The sequence below is a fragment of the Acinetobacter sp. GW821-FHT01C12 genome, from assembly GCF_059422625.1.
Genome location: NZ_JBWKXD010000012.1, coordinates 70,604 through 92,407 on the forward strand (window position 1 = coordinate 70,604; position 21,804 = coordinate 92,407).

At 39.6% G+C, this 21,804-nt stretch carries 25 protein-coding genes; 18 read left to right on the forward strand and 7 right to left on the reverse strand.

The window, feature by feature from the left end:
• The first annotated feature begins 26 nt into the window (after positions 1-26).
• The 5 genes from AC07WY_RS19085 to AC07WY_RS19105 all read left to right on the forward strand — a co-directional run bounded on the left by AC07WY_RS19085 (position 27) and on the right by AC07WY_RS19105 (position 5,120).
• Positions 27-365 carry a winged helix-turn-helix transcriptional regulator gene (locus AC07WY_RS19085; protein ID WP_034611662.1) on the forward strand — a complete coding sequence of 113 codons (339 nt, stop codon included), beginning with the start codon at positions 27-29 and terminating at the stop codon, positions 363-365.
• Between the two features lie 106 nt (positions 366-471).
• On the forward strand, positions 472-921 hold the full coding sequence (locus AC07WY_RS19090) for an ammonium transporter (protein ID WP_004718027.1): 450 nt from the start codon (positions 472-474) through the stop codon (positions 919-921).
• A gap of 26 nt (positions 922-947) precedes the next feature.
• A complete protein-coding gene (topA, locus tag AC07WY_RS19095; protein ID WP_004818820.1) occupies positions 948-3,590 on the forward strand; it encodes a type I DNA topoisomerase in 2,643 nt (880 codons plus the stop codon).
• Between the two features lie 70 nt (positions 3,591-3,660).
• Positions 3,661-4,419, forward strand: coding sequence for a hypothetical protein (locus AC07WY_RS19100; protein ID WP_034611666.1), 759 nt, complete (start codon positions 3,661-3,663; stop codon positions 4,417-4,419).
• A 137-nt stretch (positions 4,420-4,556) separates the two neighbouring features.
• Complete coding sequence (locus tag AC07WY_RS19105; protein WP_004718021.1) at positions 4,557-5,120, forward strand: HdeD family acid-resistance protein; 564 nt, start codon at positions 4,557-4,559, stop codon at positions 5,118-5,120.
• 187 nt (positions 5,121-5,307) lie between these two features.
• Here AC07WY_RS19105 and AC07WY_RS19110 read toward each other — a convergent pair whose 3' ends face one another.
• The gene (locus AC07WY_RS19110) at positions 5,308-5,757 is read right to left on the reverse strand and encodes a carboxymuconolactone decarboxylase family protein (protein WP_262087434.1); all 450 of its coding nucleotides are present in this window, start codon (positions 5,755-5,757) and stop codon (positions 5,308-5,310) included.
• 99 nt (positions 5,758-5,856) lie between these two features.
• Here AC07WY_RS19110 and AC07WY_RS19115 point away from each other — a divergent pair, with 99 nt between their 5' ends.
• The 5 genes from AC07WY_RS19115 to AC07WY_RS19135 all read left to right on the forward strand — a co-directional run bounded on the left by AC07WY_RS19115 (position 5,857) and on the right by AC07WY_RS19135 (position 10,622).
• Positions 5,857-6,993 (forward strand): glycerate kinase family protein, encoded by a 1,137-nt coding sequence (locus AC07WY_RS19115; RefSeq protein ID WP_494736922.1) that lies wholly within the window; start codon positions 5,857-5,859, stop codon positions 6,991-6,993.
• Positions 6,994-7,181: 188 nt separating this feature from the next.
• Positions 7,182-9,173 (forward strand): ATP-dependent helicase, encoded by a 1,992-nt coding sequence (locus AC07WY_RS19120; protein ID WP_494736923.1) that lies wholly within the window; start codon positions 7,182-7,184, stop codon positions 9,171-9,173.
• 86 nt (positions 9,174-9,259) lie between these two features.
• Complete coding sequence (locus AC07WY_RS19125; RefSeq protein WP_004718014.1) at positions 9,260-9,511, forward strand: RNA recognition motif domain-containing protein; 252 nt, start codon at positions 9,260-9,262, stop codon at positions 9,509-9,511.
• Between the two features lie 220 nt (positions 9,512-9,731).
• A complete protein-coding gene (locus AC07WY_RS19130; RefSeq protein ID WP_004718012.1) occupies positions 9,732-10,235 on the forward strand; it encodes a DUF6586 family protein in 504 nt (167 codons plus the stop codon).
• A 108-nt stretch (positions 10,236-10,343) separates the two neighbouring features.
• On the forward strand, positions 10,344-10,622 hold the full coding sequence (locus AC07WY_RS19135) for a hypothetical protein (protein ID WP_004718010.1): 279 nt from the start codon (positions 10,344-10,346) through the stop codon (positions 10,620-10,622).
• Between the two features lie 262 nt (positions 10,623-10,884).
• Here the strand turns inward: AC07WY_RS19135 and AC07WY_RS19140 are convergent, their stop codons facing one another.
• The 4 genes from AC07WY_RS19140 to AC07WY_RS19155 all read right to left on the reverse strand — a co-directional run bounded on the left by AC07WY_RS19140 (position 10,885) and on the right by AC07WY_RS19155 (position 14,804).
• Positions 10,885-12,603: a cation:proton antiporter gene (locus tag AC07WY_RS19140; protein WP_004718008.1), complete on the reverse strand. Its 1,719-nt coding sequence runs from the start codon at positions 12,601-12,603 to the stop codon at positions 10,885-10,887.
• Positions 12,604-12,785: 182 nt separating this feature from the next.
• Complete coding sequence (gene rpmG / locus AC07WY_RS19145; protein ID WP_003654787.1) at positions 12,786-12,941, reverse strand: 50S ribosomal protein L33; 156 nt, start codon at positions 12,939-12,941, stop codon at positions 12,786-12,788.
• Between the two features lie 12 nt (positions 12,942-12,953).
• Positions 12,954-13,190, reverse strand: a complete 237-nt coding sequence (rpmB, locus tag AC07WY_RS19150) for a 50S ribosomal protein L28 (protein ID WP_000048256.1) — start codon at positions 13,188-13,190, stop codon at positions 12,954-12,956.
• 165 nt (positions 13,191-13,355) lie between these two features.
• The gene (locus tag AC07WY_RS19155; RefSeq protein WP_016539261.1) at positions 13,356-14,804 is read right to left on the reverse strand and encodes a coniferyl aldehyde dehydrogenase; all 1,449 of its coding nucleotides are present in this window, start codon (positions 14,802-14,804) and stop codon (positions 13,356-13,358) included.
• 111 nt (positions 14,805-14,915) lie between these two features.
• On the opposite strand from AC07WY_RS19155, the gene AC07WY_RS19160 reads away from it, so the two are divergent.
• The 5 genes from AC07WY_RS19160 (at position 14,916) to AC07WY_RS19180 (ending at position 18,665) form a co-directional block, all read left to right on the forward strand.
• Positions 14,916-15,608 (forward strand): TetR/AcrR family transcriptional regulator, encoded by a 693-nt coding sequence (locus AC07WY_RS19160; protein WP_034611676.1) that lies wholly within the window; start codon positions 14,916-14,918, stop codon positions 15,606-15,608.
• Positions 15,609-15,693: 85 nt separating this feature from the next.
• On the forward strand, positions 15,694-16,560 hold the full coding sequence (gene purU / locus AC07WY_RS19165; RefSeq protein WP_016539263.1) for a formyltetrahydrofolate deformylase: 867 nt from the start codon (positions 15,694-15,696) through the stop codon (positions 16,558-16,560).
• Between the two features lie 221 nt (positions 16,561-16,781).
• Entirely contained in the window at positions 16,782-17,606 is an 825-nt protein-coding gene (locus AC07WY_RS19170) for an energy transducer TonB family protein (RefSeq protein WP_494736924.1), read from the forward strand.
• 31 nt (positions 17,607-17,637) lie between these two features.
• On the forward strand, positions 17,638-18,261 hold the full coding sequence (locus AC07WY_RS19175; RefSeq protein WP_004717997.1) for a MotA/TolQ/ExbB proton channel family protein: 624 nt from the start codon (positions 17,638-17,640) through the stop codon (positions 18,259-18,261).
• On the forward strand, positions 18,261-18,665 hold the full coding sequence (locus AC07WY_RS19180) for an ExbD/TolR family protein (RefSeq protein WP_004717995.1): 405 nt from the start codon (positions 18,261-18,263) through the stop codon (positions 18,663-18,665). Before AC07WY_RS19175 ends, AC07WY_RS19180 begins: the two co-directional genes overlap by 1 nt.
• A 114-nt stretch (positions 18,666-18,779) precedes the next feature.
• Here AC07WY_RS19180 and msrA read toward each other — a convergent pair whose 3' ends face one another.
• Together msrA and AC07WY_RS19190 are read right to left on the reverse strand one after the other, a co-directional pair.
• The gene (gene msrA, locus AC07WY_RS19185; protein ID WP_494736925.1) at positions 18,780-19,301 is read right to left on the reverse strand and encodes a peptide-methionine (S)-S-oxide reductase MsrA; all 522 of its coding nucleotides are present in this window, start codon (positions 19,299-19,301) and stop codon (positions 18,780-18,782) included.
• Positions 19,302-19,554: 253 nt separating this feature from the next.
• Complete coding sequence (locus AC07WY_RS19190; RefSeq protein ID WP_209828087.1) at positions 19,555-19,893, reverse strand: protein tyrosine phosphatase family protein; 339 nt, start codon at positions 19,891-19,893, stop codon at positions 19,555-19,557.
• Between the two features lie 126 nt (positions 19,894-20,019).
• Between AC07WY_RS19190 and AC07WY_RS19195 the strand changes: the two genes are divergently transcribed.
• The 3 genes from AC07WY_RS19195 (at position 20,020) to AC07WY_RS19205 (ending at position 21,791) form a co-directional block, all read left to right on the forward strand.
• The gene (locus AC07WY_RS19195; RefSeq protein WP_004717989.1) at positions 20,020-20,916 is read left to right on the forward strand and encodes an alpha/beta hydrolase; all 897 of its coding nucleotides are present in this window, start codon (positions 20,020-20,022) and stop codon (positions 20,914-20,916) included.
• Positions 20,917-21,348: a thioredoxin TrxC gene (gene trxC / locus AC07WY_RS19200; RefSeq protein WP_004818833.1), complete on the forward strand. Its 432-nt coding sequence runs from the start codon at positions 20,917-20,919 to the stop codon at positions 21,346-21,348. It begins immediately after the preceding gene.
• Between the two features lie 74 nt (positions 21,349-21,422).
• The gene (locus AC07WY_RS19205; RefSeq protein WP_154130156.1) at positions 21,423-21,791 is read left to right on the forward strand and encodes an acyl-CoA thioesterase; all 369 of its coding nucleotides are present in this window, start codon (positions 21,423-21,425) and stop codon (positions 21,789-21,791) included.
• Positions 21,792-21,804: the final 13 nt, after the last annotated feature.

Genomic DNA, 21,804 nt, shown 5'->3' on the forward strand with positions numbered 1-21,804 from the left:
ATGTAGCTTTATGTAAGGTAGAAAAAATGACGACACTGCAATATGAGCAAAATTGTTCGATTATGCGATTTGTTGGATTATTTTCGGGAAAATGGGTATTGCCAATTGTCTATCATCTTATTGAAGCACAGCATCCTGTTCGATTTAGCCAATTACAGAAGGCTTTAGCGCCAATCCCACAAAAAGAGTTGTCGAAACATTTAAAACTGCTGGAGCAACACCAACTTATAACCAAGCAGATTTACCCAGAAGTACCGCCTAGAGTGGAATATCAAATTACCGAATTAGGACAAACGCTGCAAAGCGCTATTCAGTCATTGGGAAGCTGGATGGAGCTTTATGAAAAAAATATGAATGAAAAATAAGAAATTAAACTGACCTCAAAATCAGTAATTGGCGGTAATTTTAATTTTAAACTTGCGTTTTATATTCAGCTTATGCAACTCTAATATAGGAATTAAAAGGTGAACTATGGAACACACTGGTCTTTGGGTTGCGCTCGTTATTATTGTTTTTGTATTGGGCTCAATTTTTGGCTTACGCGTAAGCCCTAGAGAAAAAGCATTAGGTTTAATGCGAGAGAAAGCACGCAAGATGGGCTTACACCCACGTTTAGTGGCTGCACCAGAGTGGACGAAAATCCCGATGGCAACAGAGTCTCGTGCGAGTATGGTGGCTTATTATAGTGTACTGATTCCAGATGCACGCTTAGCTTTGATGCGCGCCCGTGTAGAAGAGCAAAAGCTTCAAGTGGTCCTCGGTGATGAGAAATTTAAAGATTTTCCCATTGCATTAAAAGGGATTTATGCTATTGATATGCAGGCCAACTGTGTAGGGCTTTATTGGGATGAAGAATCTGACCTCAGAGCAACACAGCTTGATGATATGAAGGCATATTTACTTAAATTGGCTGAAATTTAACTTAATAATAGGAACAGTGGTTTATTATGGCGAACGCTCCTCGGTCCACATCCAAAAGCACAACAGCAAATTCTCCTGATGCTGGGAAAAAACGTGCATTAGTGATTGTGGAGTCGCCTGCAAAAGCGAAAACGATTAATAAATATTTAGGCTCAAATTACATTGTGAAGTCTTCGGTAGGTCATGTTCGTGATTTACCTACAGGTGGTTCAAGTAAATCGACAGAAAAAAAGCCTGCAACGCGTACCAAATTGACGGATGAACAGAAGGCTGAAAAAGCACAATCCGCTTTAGTCAATCGTATGGGTGTCGATCCTGAGCATGGTTGGAAAGCCAAATATGAAGTGCTTCCCGGCAAAGAACATGTGGTCGCTGAACTCAAAAAACTAGCCAAAGATGCAGATGAAATCTATCTCGCAACGGATTTGGATAGAGAAGGAGAAGCGATTGCGTGGCATTTAAGAGAAGTGATTGGTGGTGATGATAGCCGTTACCATCGTGTGGTCTTTAACGAGATTACTAAAAATGCCATTCAAGAAGCATTTAAGCAACCTACACGTCTAGATTTAAACCGTGTGAATGCGCAACAAGCACGTCGTTTTCTCGACCGCGTGGTGGGCTTTATGGTTTCACCGCTACTGTGGGAAAAGATTGCACGTGGCCTCTCTGCAGGGCGTGTACAGTCGGTTGCAGTAAAATTGGTGGTCGAGCGTGAGCGTGAGATTCGTGCCTTTATTCCTGAAGAATACTGGCAAGTTTTTGCAGACACTCATTCTGCAAAAGATGAAATTCGTTTAGAAGCAGTCAAACAAGGCGGCAAAACATTAAAATTACAAAATAAAGCGCAAACAGATGCTTTATTGAAAATTTTAAAAGATGCTGAATATAAAGTTGCAACACGTGAAGATAAGCCAACGAAGGTCAATCCAAGTGCGCCTTATATCACTTCAACCTTGCAACAAGCTGCAAGTACTCGCTTAGGTTTTTCAGTAAAGAAAACCATGATGCTTGCACAGCGCTTATATGAAGCTGGTTTTATTACTTATATGCGTACTGACTCAACATTCTTGAGTGATGATGCTGTCAGTATGGTGCGTAATCATATTGAAACTGAATTTGGTGCAAAGTACTTACCTGCTAAAGCAAATCGTTATGGGAATAAAGCCAATGCGCAAGAAGCCCATGAAGCGATTCGTCCTTCCAATGTTGCCTTAAAAGGCGATAGTTTGGCGGGTGTTGAGCGTGATGCACAGCGTTTATATGATTTGATCTGGCGTCAATTTGTTGCATGTCAAATGACTCCAGCAGAGTATTTATCCTCAACGATTTTGGTTGATGCGAATGGTGTAGAACTCAAAGCCAAAGGTCGTACTTTAGTTTTTGATGGTTTTACCAAAGTTCGTGGTCAGAACAAGTCTGATGATGATGTTTTATTACCTGCAGTCAAAGTGGGTGAAATTCTCAAACTTGAGAAACTTGATCCTTCTCAACACTTTACTAAACCACCTGCACGTTTTACTGAAGCATCTTTAGTAAAAGAGTTGGAAAAACGTGGAATCGGTCGTCCATCGACTTATGCTGCGATTATTTCGACGATTCAAGATCGTGGTTATGTCAAACTCGACAATCGCCGTCTTTTTGCAGAGAAGATGGGTGAAATTGTTACCGATCGTCTAGACGAGAACTTCAATAACCTGATGAATTATGCATTTACTGCAGATTTGGAAGGTCAATTGGATAAAGTTGCAGATGGTGAACGTAATTGGAAAGAACTGTTAGATAGTTTCTATGGTGATTTTAAAAAGCGTTTAACCACAGCACAGGGCGAAAACGGCATGCGCCGTAATCAACCTGTAGAAGTTGAAGCTGTTCACTGTAAAGAATGTGAACGCCCGATGCAGATTCGTACAGGCACGACGGGTGTCTTCCTTGGCTGTTCTGGTTATAACTTACCACCAAAAGAACGCTGTAAAGGAACGTTGAATTTAACACCAGTTGAGTCGTTGGCTATACTTTCTGATGATGACAGTGCTGAAACTGCTGACTTAATGTCGAAAAAACGTTGTCCAGTATGTGGTACTGCAATGGACAGCTATGTGATTGATGGTGGTCGCAAGTTACATATTTGTGGAAATAACCCAGATTGTGATGGTTATGAGCTGGAAGAAGGCGAGTTCAAAATCAAGGGTTATGATGGTCCAACCATTCCATGTGATAAATGTGATGGCGAGATGCAGTTGAAAACGGGTCGTTTTGGTCCATATTTCGCTTGTATGAGTTGTGACAATACCCGTAAAGTTTTGAAAAATGGTCAGCCAGCACCACCTCGTGTCGACCCAATCAAAATGGAACATTTACGTTCAGTCAAACATGATGATTACTTTGTTCTACGTGATGGAGCAGCGGGTTTATTCTTGGCGGCAAGCAAATTCCCTAAAGTACGCGAAACACGTGCACCGAAGGTTGCGGAGTTACGTTCAGTTGCAGATCAACTTGATCCTAAGTATCAGTTTATCTTGCAAGCACCTGATCAAGATCCAGATGGTAATCCAACATTGGTTAAGTTTAGCCGTAAAAACCAAGCGCAATATATTGGTTCAGAAACCCCAGAAGGTAAACAAACCAAATGGTCTTTGGTCTACCAAGATGGGAAATGGGTAGAAGCTTAATCCATAAATATTTAAAAATGCTGGCCTAGGTCAGCATTTTTATTGCGATTAAAAATTGAGAATATATTCAATGTGGAAAAAGATTCGAGTTGGTATTTTACTGGTCATTCTGTTGATTGTTGCAGTGAACGCATGGCGTGATATGAATCAAGATTGGAGCAAGCCAATCGTTGTTTTATTACATCCGATCAATGCAGATGGTCAACGCTCCACATCAGCCTATATTCAGCAAATTTCAACAGATGATCTTGAAGAAATTGAACATTATTTAGGTCTACAGTCTCAAGCATTTCGTGGGCAACCGATTTCATTTCATTTTCAGCTTGGACGTGAATTAAATACCTTGCCACCTAAGTTTCCAGAATCAGGTCGTATCTTGGATACGGTTTTGTGGAGTTTAAAATTTAGATTTTATGCATGGAAACAGCATCAAGGCGAAGATGGCTCACCATCGGTAACGCTGTATTTAAATTATTATGATCCCAAGTTGCAGAAAGTATTGAAGCACTCCACTGCATTGGAGCGTGGGCGTATTGGCTCAGTGAATTTATTTGCATCACGAAAGCAAAGTTCGAGCAATAAAGTCGTTCTTGTACATGAGTTATTGCATACCTTTGGTGCAAAAGACAAATATGATTTTACAACGGGGCAGCCACTCTATCCGACGGGCTATGCCAATCCTGAGCAACAACCACGTTATCCGCAGCAGCGTGCAGAAATTATGGGCGGCTATATTGCGCTTTCAGAAAGCAAAAGCAAGACACCTGAAGATCTAGAAGATACCATGATCAGTCGACTCACTGCACAAGAAATGGGGTGGGTGAAGTAGCGTATAGAGCTGTGCTGTTTATCGCTTAGATTCTGCTCAAACAAAGCTTTATTTTGGTACAGATGCAGATTTTATACAGACAAACACCTGAATTAGATCAACAATAAAATGAATGAATAACAACCAAGAGAAGAATTATGCGTACTGTAGGAAATGATTTAGTTCGTCATCAACTCCATGAAAACCGTAAATGGTATCTTCTGCTTGGAGCTTTATTGGTGATCTTTGGATTAGTGCTATTGGCTTCACTGGGTATGGCAACATTGACGGTTGTTGCATTGTTTGGTGCTTTAATGATGATCGGTGGGGTTTTACACCTGATTGCAGCGTTTAAAATTTTTGATGGTGGTTTCCGCTGGCTTTGGGCGTTGTTTGGTGTGTTGTATATTGCAGCGGGTTATTATGCATTTAAATCTCCGATTACTACTGCAGTGGTATTAACCAATTTACTGGCAATTGCTTTATTGATTGGCGGTTTTATTCGTATTTTTAATGCGTTTATGTTAAAGCCAATGTCTGGATGGGGGTGGACATTATTTTCAGGGCTTTTAACCTTGGCAACAGGTGCAATTATTCTGGCATCACCAGACTCTCCTTTTTGGGTACTCGGATTATTTTTAGGTGTGGATATTTTGTTCCAAGGAGTCAACTATCTCACCTTTGCTGCGGCAATTAAACAAATCCCACCTGCGAGTCATTAAGGTTTCATTTAATGTTTTAAATCATATGTGCTTTTAACAAAACGCCTGATCAATGAGATCAGGCGTTTTGCATTTTGGTGTAAACTTTTATGCAACTAGAGCAGTATTCAGTTAAATCTTATCTCAATTAACCTTCCTAAAAAGCGAGGTGTTACCTAGATAAATGATTTAAGCGTTGAAACTCAGCTTATTTCGCGACTTTATATTGGCTGGAAATGGCGATACGGTTCCATGTGTTGATCACAATCGCAACCCATTCAATCGCCGTGATTTCATCACTGGATAAATGCTGTGCAGCTTGTTCATAAGCGCTATCTGGAAAATGTTGATTGGCAATTAAAGTGATCTCTTCAATTAAAATTAAAGCCGCACGTTCTTTTTCAGTAAAGTATTCACTTTCACGCCAAGCACTAATCAACGCAATACGATCCGTTGACTCGCCCGCTTTAATTGCATCTTGGGTATGCATACGAACACAGAAAGCACATTGGTTAATTTGCGAGGCTCTTAATTTGAGCAAATGAGAGAATCCAGCATCAAGCCCAGCTTGCTGAACTTTTTGCATAGATAAATTTTCAAGCTCGATGACCGTTTTATATAGTTCTGGGGCAGTCTTACCAAGGTTTACACGTTGCATAGTTGTCATTTCTTTAGTCTTAATTATGAATTTATTAGTTTATCTATACTCGAAAAATCGTTATGTTAATTTTTGAATCTCACCAAAATGCATTTGCTCATGTCTAAAGTTTTTGTTCTTGCGCCTGACTCATTTAAAGAAAGTATAACAGCCGAACAAGCTTGTTTTGCAATGCAACGTGGCATTGAAAAAGTCATTGCTGATGCACAGTTTATTCATATACCTATGGCAGATGGTGGCGAGGGAACAGTCGATGCTTTGGTCGCTGCACGAAGTGGTCGAAAAGTATATATTGAGGTCACTGGTCCATTGGCTCAGCAACGAATATCGACCTATTGGGGATTAATTGATAGCGGTCAAACGGCTGTTATAGAAATGGCGATGGCAAACGGTATTCATCTGATCGAGAAGTCTCAACGCAATCCTTTAGTGACGTCAACTCTGGGTACAGGGGAAATGATTAAAGCCGCTTTGGATTTGGGTGTTGGTAAAATCATTATTGGTCTGGGTGGTAGTATTACCAATGATGCTGGTGCCGGGATGGCACAGGCTTTAGGGGCAAAATTTTTAGATGAAAACAACCATCCTGTAGACGTGGGTGGTGGGCAGCTTCAGCAGATCAAAAGCATTGATATTTCACAACTCGATGCGCGTTTAAAAGCGACTGAGATTATTATTGCCAGTGATGTAAACAATCCGTTATGTGGTCCAAATGGTGCTTCTTTTATTTTTGCGCCACAGAAAGGAGCAACTGCTGAGATGGTCGGGATCTTAGATCAAAACCTTGATCATTTTGCTGCGTTGGTGAAACAACAGTTGAATGTTGATGTTGCAAATCTACAGGGTGCTGGTGCTGCAGGCGGTTTGGGTTTCGGACTTATGGCTTTTACGGGTGCAAAAATACGCTCAGGTGTGGAAATCGTGATTAAAGAAACCCGACTTGAGGAAAAAATTGCCCAAGCAGATTATGTGTTTACTGGCGAGGGTGGTATTGATTTTCAAACCAAGTTTGGCAAAACACCTTTTGGGGTAGCACAAGTTGCCAAGCAGTTGAATAAACCTGTGATTGCTTTTGCAGGGCATATCGGTGAAGGCGTCGATGAGCTTTATGCAGAAGGCTTTAGTGCAATTTTTGGTATTGTTGATGGTGCATGTGATTTAGCAACAGCATTAAAGCATGGTGAGCAAAATTTAGAACGCTGTTGTGAGAGTGTGGCACGGTTGTTAAGACTATAAGGCGGTTTTTATTGTATAAAGTCCTCCTTTAATCTCTGCTAGGGACGATAAATTTTATTGTCTTGAGTTTTTCTTCATTGGTATGTCCTGATTTAAGCGTCAATTCACGACTTGATTCTTGGGTTAAAATGCATAATTTCACTATAGCTCTGCTAAACTAGCAGCCATCCATAAAATGATGAGTGAAAATGAGTTTAGCCAACCTGATTGATGAATTAAACCCTCAACAAAAACAAGCTGCTACGACTGAAACAAAACATAGTCTAGTTCTTGCTGGGGCAGGTTGTGGCAAAACCAAAACCATTGTGGCACGAGCTGCATATCTCATTGATCAAGGCATTCCTGCCAATCAAATCCAAATTTTGACATTTACCCGCCGTTCTGCCAGCGAGATTGTGGCGCGGGTAGAACTTGCTTTAGGTGATCAGGCCAAAGGGTTACGCGCATCTACATTTCATACCTTTTGCATGTATTTACTTAGACGTGTGCCAAAAGCTTTTGGATTGGATCAATTTTCGATTATAGATCGTGATGATCAATTGATGTTGTTCCGTTTGATTCGTGGGAAGGATGATAAAAAGAATCCCAACGCCTTACCTAAACCACAACAGCTTTGTGATTTATATTCCTTTGCACGCAATACTCGGCAAAAACTAAGTTTGGCTTTAGAAAAGCAACTGCCTGAGTTTTTAGACGATAAAGAGCAAATCGCTGAAATCATGAAAGAGTACGAAATCCGTAAGCGGGCACGTAGTTTTCTAGATTACGATGATATTCTCGCCGTGGTTGCTTCTGCTTTGGCGCAGTCCGATGGTTTAGCGGATTATGTTGCGGGCTTATGTCAGTACATGCTGGTTGATGAAATGCAGGATACCAATCCTTTGCAGTGGGCGATTCTTGAACCATTAAAAGATAAAACATCACTGTTCTGCGTGGGAGACGATGCACAGTCGATTTATGGTTTTCGTGGTGCGGATTTTGAAAATATCCACCATTTTAAAGAGCGTGTGCCAGATGCAGAGATTTTCAAATTAGAAAAAAATTATCGCTCTACTCAAGAAATTTTAGATTTTTCAAACTGGTTACTCGATCAAAGTTCGATTCATTATGATAAAAAACTGGAAGCTTATCGTGGTGATGGCATTAAACCGCGAATGCATGTTTTTCCAAATGAATTTGATGAAGCAAAATGGATCGCGATCGACATCAAAGAGCGACATTTATTGGAAGGTTCAGCTTGGCATGACCATATGGTGTTGGTGCGTTCGGCCTTTGCTGCAAGACATATTGAGGCTGCTTTTATCCAAGCCAATGTTCCCTACCGATTTATTGGTGGGATGAAGTTACTTGAAACAGCGCATGTCAAAGACTTATTGAGCTTATTGCGTGTTATTGCCAATCCATTGGATGATATTGCGTGGATGCGGTTTTTAACCTTATGGAATGGCGTGGGTGATGTCGGTGCGAGTAAGCTGGCGCAACAACTCTTACTTGATGCAGATATTGAGAAAATTACAGAAAAATTAGAAAAGTTTGGGCGCATTCCTGACAACACATTGCTGATCATGAAGCAAATGAGTGTATTAAAAACCGAAGTTGAAGCCTGTGTAAAACTCGGTGTAGAGGCTATTCTCAATCAGCTTGAAGAAAATTATGCCAAAAAAGATTGGCATAAACGGGTGGGTGATTTTGATCTGGTCAAGCAATTGGCGTCTAAACATACTCAACTGAGCGAGTTCTTAGAAGAATATGTACTTGACCCTGTTTCAATCAGTGAAATTGAGCGTCAGTCGCAAGATGATGTGGTGACTTTAATTACCATCCATTCTGCTAAAGGCACAGAACAAAAGGTTTGCTATGTGGCAAATGTCTCTGCTGGACAATACCCAAATGCACGCGCACAAGGCAATTTCGATGAAGTTGAAGAAGAGCGCCGTGTACTTTATGTGGCTTTAACACGCGCGCAAAATGAACTTATTCTAACCAAACAAAATTTAAGTTTTTGGGCTCATACGCAAACAGATGAACAAGGTCGTAAGATTGAAAGTTATTTTCTCAATGATTTAACTCGAAATTTATGTAGCACAGAAACCCACTATAGACAGCGAGAGCAAACTGTAAAAAGTGCCCTAATCGAGCGTCGGGCGATTAATTTAGATTTTGGTATAGATCTAGATTAAACTATAGCAATCGTTTTTCATTCAAAAAGTAGGTAGGCGAGTGCTTTTTGATGTTTTTTGCCTCGTTTATATTTTAAGGTTGTGAGATGAAAATTTTAGTTCGTAATTTAGAACGTACTGTAACTGAAGCTGAATTGTTAGAGTTATTTAAGCAATACGGTACAGTAGATACTTGTACTCTAGTACTTGATGCAGCAACAGGTAAATCGAAAGGTTTTGCTTTTGTTGAAATGCCACATGGTAGAGAAGCAGTTAAAGCGATTAAAGGTTTAAATACCTTGCGCTTACATGGTCATGGAATTCGTGTAAAAGCAGCAGAAGATAAGCCAGAAGCATAATTGGCAGATATTCTAAGGAGCATTTATTGCTCCTTTTTTATTTTAGTATTTAAATGATCTCGTCAAACCATGATAAAAATAAAAACTTAAATTGATATTTTTGTAAAAACGAGCGCTATCTATTTTATTGACATACAACATGGATAAAATTCATTGTGATTTTTGTTCAATAAAGATTAAGCTAAGACTGTAAAGAATGCCAAAATCTTAGGGAACTTCCATGTCACGTGTAGCTCGCTTTCATGCAGACCGTACCAATCAAAAACTTTATTTTGCTCGTCTTGCATGTATGCAGGGAGAACAAACTGAAAATGTTCAACAAGCTCAAGCACATCGTGAAGCAGCAGTATTTCATTTACATGGCGCGGTTTTAGCATTTCTGCAAGAGTTGGTACGTTATTACCGTTTAAATGATTTTTCCCCAACCTTAAAGTCAATCGAAGAAAATATGGCGGCTAAAGGACAGGTCTCACCAGAAGTTTTAGTGATGCAAAAATTAGCCAAAGAAGGATTTATTGCTGAACTCAAAAGAGCATATCGACTTTGTCAATATGCACCTGAACCAAGTGCACCAGAACCAGAGGATGAAACATCATCAAACTTAATTATCAAAGTGACGCAAACACCTCAAGCTTGGTTGCCTGATACAAAGATTTTAAGAGAGTGGCACCGAGATTTATCGCAACTTATTGATGGTTTTCGTAATGAAATGGTTGAATTCTGATCTTTTTGATCAGATATACTTGAAATTTTGTTTTAAATGACTATATAAAATATCTACAAGATGCAAAGTGCATTCAGCACCTTGCCCCATGTTGAGCATGGAGGATTTATGTCTATCGAACAGTTAAAAGAGTTATTTGGAAATCAGGAAGCTATTTTGGAGTTGGTACAGCTCGAAAGTGGGGAGCTGGCACTGCGTAATGCAGGTTCTGAAAAAGAGCCATTGGTCACTATTCAATTTAATGAAGAAGTGAAAGCACTACTGGGTGATCAAACGCCAGCGATTGCACAACAGATGATTCAAGCTGCATTATTTGCGTTACTTGAAAAACAGGCAGATGAATGGCACGCTGAAGTTGTTGATGAACAACCAAAATTTATGAGCTAGTGATTTCATTTATTCTAGAATAAATACAATAAACGCACTTTCGAGTGCGTTTTTCTTTGTATGCAAATAACCTGACATACGCAAATGGCGTCAAATTCTAGAAGTTCTAAATCTCTGCTTAGATGGGGCGGTGATCCCCCATCCAACATGGTTATCGATACCATTACATAATGAAGCACCACGACTTTCCAATGTCTACAAAGAACGGTCGTGTGGTTTTAGCTGCCTTTTAAAAGATCTACGTTTTAAAGATGAGCCGAATTCAATGTGTTGGTTCATGATGGTGAGCAATTTGGATCTGGTTTAAAATATGATTACTCATGTTTTTCGCCATTTCCTCTTTTGCATAATACACTTCACCGACATTGTCTTTACGGATCACTTCAGCTTCTTCTTTATTTTCAGCACAGACTAACACTTGAATTTCTGGATTAAGCAGCTTGGCTGTATCGACAATTTTATGAATATCTACAATATCCATCGGTGAAATCACCAATAGCCGTGCATGTTGGATATGGGCTTGAATCAATACACTGGGTTCAGTTGCCCGACCAGAAACCGCAGCGATGCCTTTTTCACGCAAATTCTCTACAATTTCGCGGTTCTCTTCGGCGATGACCACTTTGATGCCATCATCCATCAATGTTTTGGTAATACGACGTCCGACTTCACCATGACCAACAATCACCACTTGATCACGTAAATAGGCTTGATCAACTTCATCTGGAAGCATCGCCAATGGGTCACCGCTACGCTCAAGTAAGCGTGCTAAATGCGAACGCTCACGGATCCAGTTTTGCACAGGTTCGATCGCAGAAAATAGAAATGAATTGAGAGTGATAGAAAATAAAGCACCCGCTAAGATTAAGTTTTGCGCTTCAGGGCTAAGTAATCCAAGTGACAAACCCAAGGTTGCCAGAATAAAGGAGAACTCTCCAATTTGTGCCAAACTGGCGCCCACTGTTAATGCTGTATTGATGGGGTAACGGAAAAATAATACCAACGCCATCGCTGCCAGCGTCTTACCAATCATAATAATGGCAATGACTGCTAAGATATGTAGAGGCTGTTCCACAATAATACGTGGATCAAATAACATCCCGACAGAAACGAAGAACAAAATCGAGAAAATTTCGCGTAAAGGTAAGGTTTCTTCTTCTGCACGATGACTAAAATCTGATTCTTTAACTACCATTCCGGCAAAGAACGCTCCAAGTGCCATAGAAACGCCGAAGATTGCGTATGAGCCATATGCGATTGAAACTGCTGCTGCGACTACGGTTAAGGTAAAAAGCTCTCTAGAGCCTAAACGTGCCACATATTGCATAATCATTGGCACAAGACGTTTCCCAATGATGAGCATAAATGCGATAAAACCAGTTACTTTTAATAGGGTGATGCCGAGTGTTAACCAAATGTTTTGATCAGATTCATGTCCTGCAATAGGATGTCCGCCTAAAAGTACGGCTGTTGCAGGCAGTAGAACCAAGACTAAAACCATGACCAGATCTTCGACCAGCAACCAGCCAACGGCAATCTTACCATTCACCGAGTTAAGCAGTCCTTTGTCGCCTAATGCTTTGAGTAAAACCACAGTACTTGCACAGGATAAGCTTAAGCCAAAGACCAGTGCAGAGCCAAAGCTCCAGCCCCAAAAGATGGAAACAGCCATACCCAGTAAGGTCGCAACTGCAATTTGTAAAATTGCACCAGGGAGGGCAATTTTTCGGACTTGCATTAAATCGTTGAGGGAAAAATGCATCCCGACACCGAACATCAAGAACATGACGCCTAATTCAGCAAGCTGATTGGCCAGCGCGATGTCTGCAACAACACCTGGGGTATTGGGACTGATGATAATTCCCGCAATTAAATAACCAATCAAAGGTGGCAGGCGTAATCGTGCAGCGATATAGCCAAAGATCAGGGCTATACCAAAACCAACTGCAAGTAAAATAATCAGATCTACATCATGAGGCACTAAATACTCCTTAAATCTTCAGGAGAAATCATTCAAAAAATCATTTCTTAAGGTAATGACTTTGTATAAAGCCATATAAAATGCACAATCAGTGCCAAATTCGCTAAAGAGTTTAACAAGTCGAAGAAAAAAAAGGCAAAAAAAACGACCCAAATGGATCGTATTTTTTAAGAAAACTAAAATTATTTAATTTTAGCTTCTTTGAAGATTACGTGTTGACGGATTTTTGGATCAAATTTTTTGATTTCCATTTTTTCCGGCATAGTACGTTTGTTCTTAGTAGTGGTATAGAAATAACCTGTACCAGCAGTAGAAACTAAGCGAATTTTATCACGCATGGTTCAGACTCCTTAGATCTTTTGACCTTGAGCACGAAGGTCAGCAACAACCTTTTCAATGCCCAATTTGTCGATAATACGCATACCTTTAGTGGTTAGACGAAGACGTACAAAACGTTTTTCGCTTTCTAACCAGAAACGGTGGTGATGCAGGTTCGGCTCGAACCGGCGTTTAGTTTTGTTGTTGGCGTGTGAGACGTTGTTACCAACGACTGGACGCTTGCCGGTAACTTGGCAAACCTTAGACATGGTGTAACTCCATTGATTTAGCCAACAGCAAATCTGTATGGCCAGTCAAAATAAAACGGATTGAATTCATTCAAGGGGCGTTTTATACCAAAATTCCGCTTAAAAGACAAGCGGAATTCGTCAAAACGCAACATGATCTAATTTGATAGATCATGCCTTGATCAGTTAGCGTAAGAAAGTTTTCTCTAAAATCTTATTTAGGGCTTTGTCATAAGGCGCTAATATGAATTTTAAGCTAAATAGCTTAGGAATAGACATTACTGAACGCTCATGTGATAAACCAAAGAAACCTTCCGGGCCATGATATTTGCCCATGCCAGATGCACCAACGCCACCAAATGGTAAATCGTCTTGTGCAACATGGGTAACTACGGCATTTTGACCGAAATGCCCAGAATGGGTACGTTGAGAAACGTATTCTGCGCGGGCATTGTCAAAGTCGAAATAGTATAAAGCAAGTGGACGCGGTCTGCCATTAATAAAGTCAATTACATCGTCAATTTGATCATATTCCATAATCGGAAGCACTGGACCAAAGATTTCATTCTTCATAATGTCCATTGTCGGTAGAACACCTGTTAAGAATGTTGGGGCAATTTTACGTACACTCGCTAATTCCTCATTTTGAGGATTGATTTCAATCAACTCAGCGCCTTGTTGACGTGCATCCTCTAAATAACCTTGAACACGGTTGTACTGCTTATCGTTGATAATGCTGGTGTAATCTTGATTATCACGAATCGTCGGGTACATTGTTGTTGCAGCTTGTTTAAAGCTTTCAATAAACTCGGCAGTTTTTCCTCTAGGTAGGAACATATAGTCTGGTGCTACACAGGTTTGACCAGAGTTCCATAATTTACCAAAAGCAATACGTTCAGCGACCAGATTGAGATCGCTTGAAGGATGTACGATTACAGGTGATTTACCACCAAGCTCAAGAATAACAGGCACTAGATTTTCGGCAGCAGCAGACATCACGGTTTTACCGACATTGGTAGAGCCAGTAAAAATGATTTTATCGAATGCTAAATGTGAAAATGCATCTGAAATTTGACCACCACCATTCACCACGGCAACCAATTCTTGTGGAAATGCTTCTGAGAGAGCATTTTCAAGTACGAAGCCAAAATTAGAAGATGAACTTGAAATTTTGAGTATTGCGTGATTTCCGGCAGCCAGTGCACAAATCAGTGGGCCAACAGAAAGCAACAATGGATAGTTCCATGGTGCAATAATTCCAATCACACCTAAAGGCTGATATTGCACCCAAGCTTTAGCTGGTTGGTGTAAGATAGACACATGGCGCTTAGATGGTTTCATCCATGCTGTTAAATGCTTGCTATAATATTTAATTTGTTCTAAACATGTGAGTAGTTCACCAATTTTAGTTTCGCTGATTGAACGATTGCCGTAGTCTTGATTGATTGCTTCTGCAAATTGATCTTGGTATTTTACCAGAACTTTCTTTAAGCGAGCTAAACGTTCAATACGTTCCTTTGCTGTAGGAACAGGGTAGCGTTGATAAGCGACTTTCTGTTGTTCAAGAATGTCATGCATACGTTGAACTTCAGGTGAGTAAGAAGTCATTGAATTTGTTTTTGTATGACTGTTCATGACAAACACCATTTACGAATAGGTTAATATAATATAATTTTTAGAGTAAATACTCTAAATAGTCAAGTCACTTTATGTTAGCTTGTGCTAACGGTTAAAAATGGTAATAGGATGTCGAGCTCCAAAACTTTGAAAACGAAAGACCGAATTTTGCAGATTAGTCTGCAACTTTTTAATGAGCGCGGCGAACGTGCAGTTACAACGAATCATATTGCAGCAGAGCTTGGGATCAGTCCTGGAAATTTGTATTATCATTTTCGAAACAAACAAGAAATCATCAAAGAATTGATGGAACAATACCAAAAAGAAACTTTAGATATGCTGTCATTACCCGATGACCGTGGAGTCAATGCGAATGATAAAATCCGTTATTTCCAAGTTTTAAGCAGTCAGCTATGGGAATATCGCTTTCTACATCGTGATGTTTATCATTTAATTGAAAATAACGACGACTTTAGAAAAATTTATCCTCGCTTTGCTGGCAAGGTCATGCAACAAGGGCAAAAAATTTATCATGCCTTTGTTGAAGCGGGACTGATGCAGATGACACCTTCTGAAATTGAAGCACTTATCATCAATATTTGGATTGTCCTGACCAACTGGACCAACTTCCTATATATGTCTGGGCATTTAAGTGACTCCAACCATTTAGATGAAAAATGGATTTGGCAAGCATTGCGCCAGATGGTGTTTTTAGAAGGTCCTTATTTACGTGGCGAAAGTCGTGAAACCTATGAACGTTTGCTAGAAAGCTTCGGTTCTTCGGAATTATTTGCCAGTTTATCTGCGGTAAAACGCGATTGATGCTGAATCAAGATTGAAAGCTGATGAAAAAGCGTTAAAATATTCGGCTGTTTTTTAAATTAACTTATAAGTGATATCCATCAACATGAACATGACTACTGCCAACACAGCACGTCTACTGATTACTTGTGAAGACAAGCCAGGAATCGTGCAAGCTGTATCGAGCTTTTTGTATCATCAGGGCGCGAACATTACTGCGCTTGATCAATACGCAACTGAAGCTCAGGGCGGGCGTTATTTTATGCGTGTTGAGTTTGAACTTGATCATTTGCAATCCCGTCGTGAGAGTCTCATTCAAACTTTCGCAACCAACGTGGCTGAACGTTATAGTATGCATTGGCGTTTAGCTTTAGTGAGCGACATTAAAAAAGTCGGTATTTTGGTGTCTAAAGTTGACCATGCTTTGCTTGAGTTGTTATGGCGTCATTCGCGTGGTGGCTTACCTTGTGAAATTACCCAAGTGGTTTCAAACCATGAAGACTTACGCGAATCAGTAGAAAACTTTGGTATCCCTTTCTATGTGGTTCCTGTCAACAAAGAAAATAAACGTGAAGCCTATACAAAGATCGATGAGTTAATGCAAGGGAATGATTTATTGGTTCTCGCGCGTTATATGCAAATTCTCGATGAAGAGTTTGTACAAAAGTGGGAAATGAAAGTGATCAATATTCATCACTCATTTTTACCTGCTTTTGTGGGGGCAAATCCATATAAACAGGCTTATGAAAAAGGCGTTAAATTGATTGGCGCAACAGCGCATTATGTGACGGCTGATCTGGATCAAGGTCCAATCATTGAGCAAGATGTAGAACGAGTAAACCACGATTTTACTGTGGATCAACTGCGTGAATTAGGCCAAGACGTTGAACGTAACGTACTTGCTAGAGCGGTAAAATGGCATCTAGAAGACCGTATTATTGTCGATGGCAATAAGACTGTTGTTTTTCAATAACATGTGAATATTCATTTAATATTAGTCATAAAAAAGGATGCTTTATGCATCCTTTTTTTATTTTTAATTTGTAAAATCGATTAAAAACATTGAAAAACCAGTTGCAAATGAAAACACTTCTCATTTATCATTGTTGCACTTTAATTGTTCTATCCGATGAGCTTAATCTACAAACTGAATAATTTTTTGTAGTTTGCTCAATTTTAGGTATTTAGATTCTTATGAGTCAGTCTTCCATTGCACCACTTCAAACGCCACCACCGATGAAGAAAAAAGTCCTTGCTGCAGTGTTAGCAGTTGTTGTCGGGCACGTAGGTGTGTTGTGGGGGGTAAGTCATATGAAACCATTTGAACTGCCTCAAATAAAGAAAGAACCTTTAAAAATCAAATTTTTAAAGTTAAAAGAAGATGTTCCACCGCCGCCACCTCCTCCATCTGAACCCATCAAACCTAAAGTTCAACCGAAACCTATAGAGAAGAAAGTTGAGCCTAAACCTGTGGTTAAGCCAAAAATCATTGAGCAGAAAAAACCTGTAGAAAATGATGATCGGGCAAGAAAGCTTGAAGAACAAAAGCGTTTAGAAGAGCAACAGAAGCAGGATAAGGCACGTCAAGATGAGCAAAAACGTCAAGATGATCAGAAGCGTGCGGAACAGCAGAAACGTGAACAAGATGAACGTGATCGTCAAAAACGTGAGCAAGATGAGCGTGATCGTCAACGTCGTGAGCAAGAGCAAAGAAACACGCCGCGTAATGTAAGCGAAGGCCAGGTGTCTTGGAGTCGTAGTCCACGTATCGCAAAAGAGCAATTACTTAAACTGATGTCTCCAGAAGATGGAACAAAGGTTGTGAATCTAGAAATTACTGCGGATGCGGGCGGAAATATTACCAATGTCCGTATTCTTCAATCTAGCGGTAATTCAAGTTTAGATAGTTATGTTGTTAAGCAGACTCAATCTGCAAAATTTAAAGCTTATAGAGAAAATGGTGCGGGTGTACCATTTAAAATTAGGCAAGATTTTGCATTGTCGGTCTCAAAAAAGTAAATAATTTTTTTAAGAATTAGGAAATGTGCATATGAACTTTTCAGTTTATTGGCAACATGCTGATGCGGTCAGTAAGACACTGTATTTCGTGTTATTGGCAATGTCTATTGCAACGTGGACTGTGTTCATTTTGCGTATTTTAGGCACGCGTCAACTCAAGCAAGTTGCTCAAGATCACCTTGCTCAGGCTTTAAAAGCATTAAAAGCCAAGCTTGCGCCATTAAGCTTTGATCAACGTAAAGCGGTTGCAGAACAAGCTTTACTCCGTCAAATCTCAGCAGAAAAGGCCAATGCTGAAAAAGGTGTTTCAGTTTTAGGAACGATTGCTTCACTTGCACCATTTGTTGGTTTATTTGGTACAGTATGGGGAATCTTCCATGCACTTGTTGCTGTAGGTAAAAGTGGTCAAGCAGGTTTAGCTCAAGTTGCAACGCCAGTTGGTGAGGCATTGATCATGACCGGTCTAGGTCTTGCTGTTGCGATTCCAGCGGTATTGGCATATAACATTTGCGTACGTTTTAACCGTACATTGTCAAATGAGTTGCAAGATCAAGCACATGGTTTGTTAATTGATACGATGTTACAACAAGATTCTTCAACGCAAAAAGTTGAATCTGAATCTACCAGTAAAGGTTTAGTTGGAGGTCAAGCTTAATGGCTTTTCAATTGGGAGAAGACAACGATTCTGGCATGAATGAGATGAACCTCATTCCGCTGATCGATATTATGTTGGTATTGATGATCATCTTCTTGGTGACAGCCACCGTTGCTAACCCATCGATACCATTAACTTTACCAAAGACCACTGCTGAAGTAATCGCGCCTCCACCTGAAGCAATTACCATCAGTATCAATCAGAATGGCGATGTGGCTTGGAATGATAAAGTCATCACTTTAGATGAATTGGCTAAAAGATTTGATGAAGAAGGTCAAAAGCCAGTAAAACCAGCTGTACAGTTGAGAGCGGATAAAGAATCTCGCTATGATACCGTTGCACAAGTGATGTCTCGTGCAAGTGAAGCAGGATTAAATGATCTTGCATTTATGAGTGATAATTAATTTAAATAATTATAAATATTTGAAAACCTCCTTTTAAGGAGGTTTTTTTATGTTGATATTTTAACTATTGGGTTACTTCACTTTTGTTGCATAAAGTGAACTATTTCAGTGATCTTAGTCTTTTAAAAGATCTTGAAATTGGCTATGGAGTTTGAGTAATTTTGGTGGAATGGCAAAATTACAATAACCTTGTGCAGGATTACGGGCAAAGAAGTTCTGATGATATTCTTCGGCAGGATGGAAGGTGGGTACTGGACTGAGTTCAGTCACAATATTTAAACCATCTGCTTTGAGCTGCTCAATAAATTGCTCAGATTCAAGTTTTTGCTGTTCATTGAAGTAATAAATCACCGAACGATATTGTGTTCCAATATCATTACCTTGGCGGTTTAATGTGGTTGGATCATGAATTGCAAAAAAAACCGTGAGTAATTGTTGATAATTGATTTGCTGTTCATCAAATTCAATCAAAATCACTTCAGCATGATTGGTATCCCCATTACAAATTGCTTCATAAGTTGGATTGGGAGTATGCCCGCCAGCATAACCACTGACTACGTGATTGACACCTTTGAGTTGTAAAAATACGGCTTCGGTACACCAAAAGCAGCCACCACCAAATAGAGCCTGTTGCATGTGAAGATCCCTTTATTTTTAAATTATAGAAAAGACGAAACGATGCCAAAGATCATATCGTGAACTTGCTTAGTTTGTCATATAACCATTTAAGCATAGGTACAATACTTGTTTGACTCACTAAACAGATCTGTTTAAATTGTTGCAAAATTTTAAAAGCGTAATCTATTCGAATTGCTGTAAAAACTTAAGCTTTTCTATTTAAGGTGAACCAAAAGACATTCAACGGAATGCCTTCTATATTCATGAGAATTTATTCGTCGTCTAATAAATCCATTTGTTTTGCAATTTGATAGAGGTTATTTGAACGATTCCCTGTACGACAAAACATAAGTACTGGTTTTGGAAGCTCGTTAAAGCGGTTGGCAAAGGTTCTAACATCAACTTCTGTGATTTGACCAGCAACAACAGGTAGAAATACATAGTCCAAACCTGCAGCACGTGCAGCTTCTTCTATTTGAGCACTTGTAGGCTGTTCCGTTCCGCCTTCCAAATCAGGACGATTATTTATTACAGACTTAAAGCCTTTTTCTGCCACTTGAGCAATATGTTCTGGACCAATTTGACCAGCAAAACCAACATTTTCACTCATTTCGTCACTCCTATATGATTTAAAATCCAATATGCTATATATAATAGCATTAAGCTCAGAACTGAGTTTGAACGATAAAAGATTTATAAAAGAAATATCTATAAAAGATAACGCAATGGAGTGTGTATGTACGCATATACAGTTGAACCACTATATATTCCCATTGGACAAGAAGTCATAGCGGCGGATTTTTATCGACCTAAAAATCTAAAAAAACCTGCTGTTATTATTATGGCTCATGGATTTGCATGTTTAAGACAATTTAAGTTGGTGAGCTATGCGCAAAAAATTGCACAGGCAGGCTATGCGGTTGTGCTGTTTGATTATCGTTTTTGGGGAGGAAGTACAGGCTTTCCTCGTGAACTAATTTCACTGCAAAATCAATTGGATGATTGGAAAACTGTAGTCAGTTATGTCGCAACTCAAAAGAAAATTAATCCAAAAAAAATAGTGCTTTGGGGAACCTCTTTGAGTGGCGGCTATGTACTTAGTCTTGCAAGTGAGCTAAAAAGTGTCCAAGCCATTATGGTGCAAGTGCCTTATGTGGATGGAGCAGAAACGGCAAAATTGTTTCCAATTCAACAGTTACCCAAGGCATTAAAAATATCTAGTCAAGATTATATGGGGGCAAAAGTTGGTATGCTTCCACGAACCTTACCTGTAGTACATCCCTTTGATTTATGCTTTATTCCGACCAAAGATAGTTATAACGGCTATATGTCGATTGTAAATCCAGACTACTTTTGGAGTGGGGAAGTTCCAGCACGGGTATTTTTTAATTTAATTCGTTTTAGACCAATTCAGACCGTCAGAAGTATTAATATTCCTGTGCTATTTATTGCTGCTAAAAAAGACAGTTTTATCCCGATTGAATCTAGTCGGGAAACGGCGACAAATATTGCACCTTTTGTACAATATCATGAATGGGATATGGCACATTTTGATATTTATCATGGGAAATGGTTGGAAAAATCAATTTTGACCCAATTAGAGTTTTTACATCAACATATTGGAGTGAGCTAGATGATTATTGTATGTCCATCATGTGGCGCAAAAAACCGAGTTCCCGAAGATAAATTAAATGCTCAACCCACTTGTGGTCAATGTCATCAAAATTTGATTACACTTGCTCCTATTGAGTTAAATGAACAAAATTTCAGTAACTTTGTCAGCCATAGTGATTTGCCAATTATGATTGATTTATGGGCAGAGTGGTGTGGTCCTTGTAAAATGATGGCACCGCATTTTGCTGAAGTTGCAAAAAATAACCCCCATGTGGTTTTTGCTAAAATTGATACTGAAGCGAATCCACGGTTAAGTAGTGCATTTAATATTCGCAGCATTCCAACCTTGGTTTTAATGAATAAAACTACGGAAGTTGCTAGAATAAGTGGTGCGTTACGTGCTAACCAATTACAAGAATGGTTAGATCAACAATTGAATGCCCATAAGTAATTCACGGGCTCGGAGTTATTGTGTCAGATTCTCATGTAAAACCTGAAGGTACACTGTCTTTACAAACCATCGCAATGCCAGCAGATACAAACTGGAGTGGTGATGTTTTTGGTGGTTGGATTGTTTCACAAATGGATTTGGCTGGTGCAATTCATGCAGAACGCTTTAGTAAAGGGCGTTGTGCAACGATTTCGATTAATCAGATGACTTTTCTTGTTCCCGTAAAAGTGGGGGATGTGATTAGTTGTTATACCAAGCTTTTAAAGGTCGGTAATACATCGATTCAAATGCAGATCGAAGTTTGGGATAGTCATGACAGTTCTCGTGCTGCCAAGCGTGTTACCGCAGGTGTATTTACTTTTGTTGCTGTAGATGTTGCGGGAAATAAACGCCAAATTCCTGAAGATGTAAAGCAGAAGTATTTAGCGTCGCAAAGTGCTTAAATGCTCAAGATAA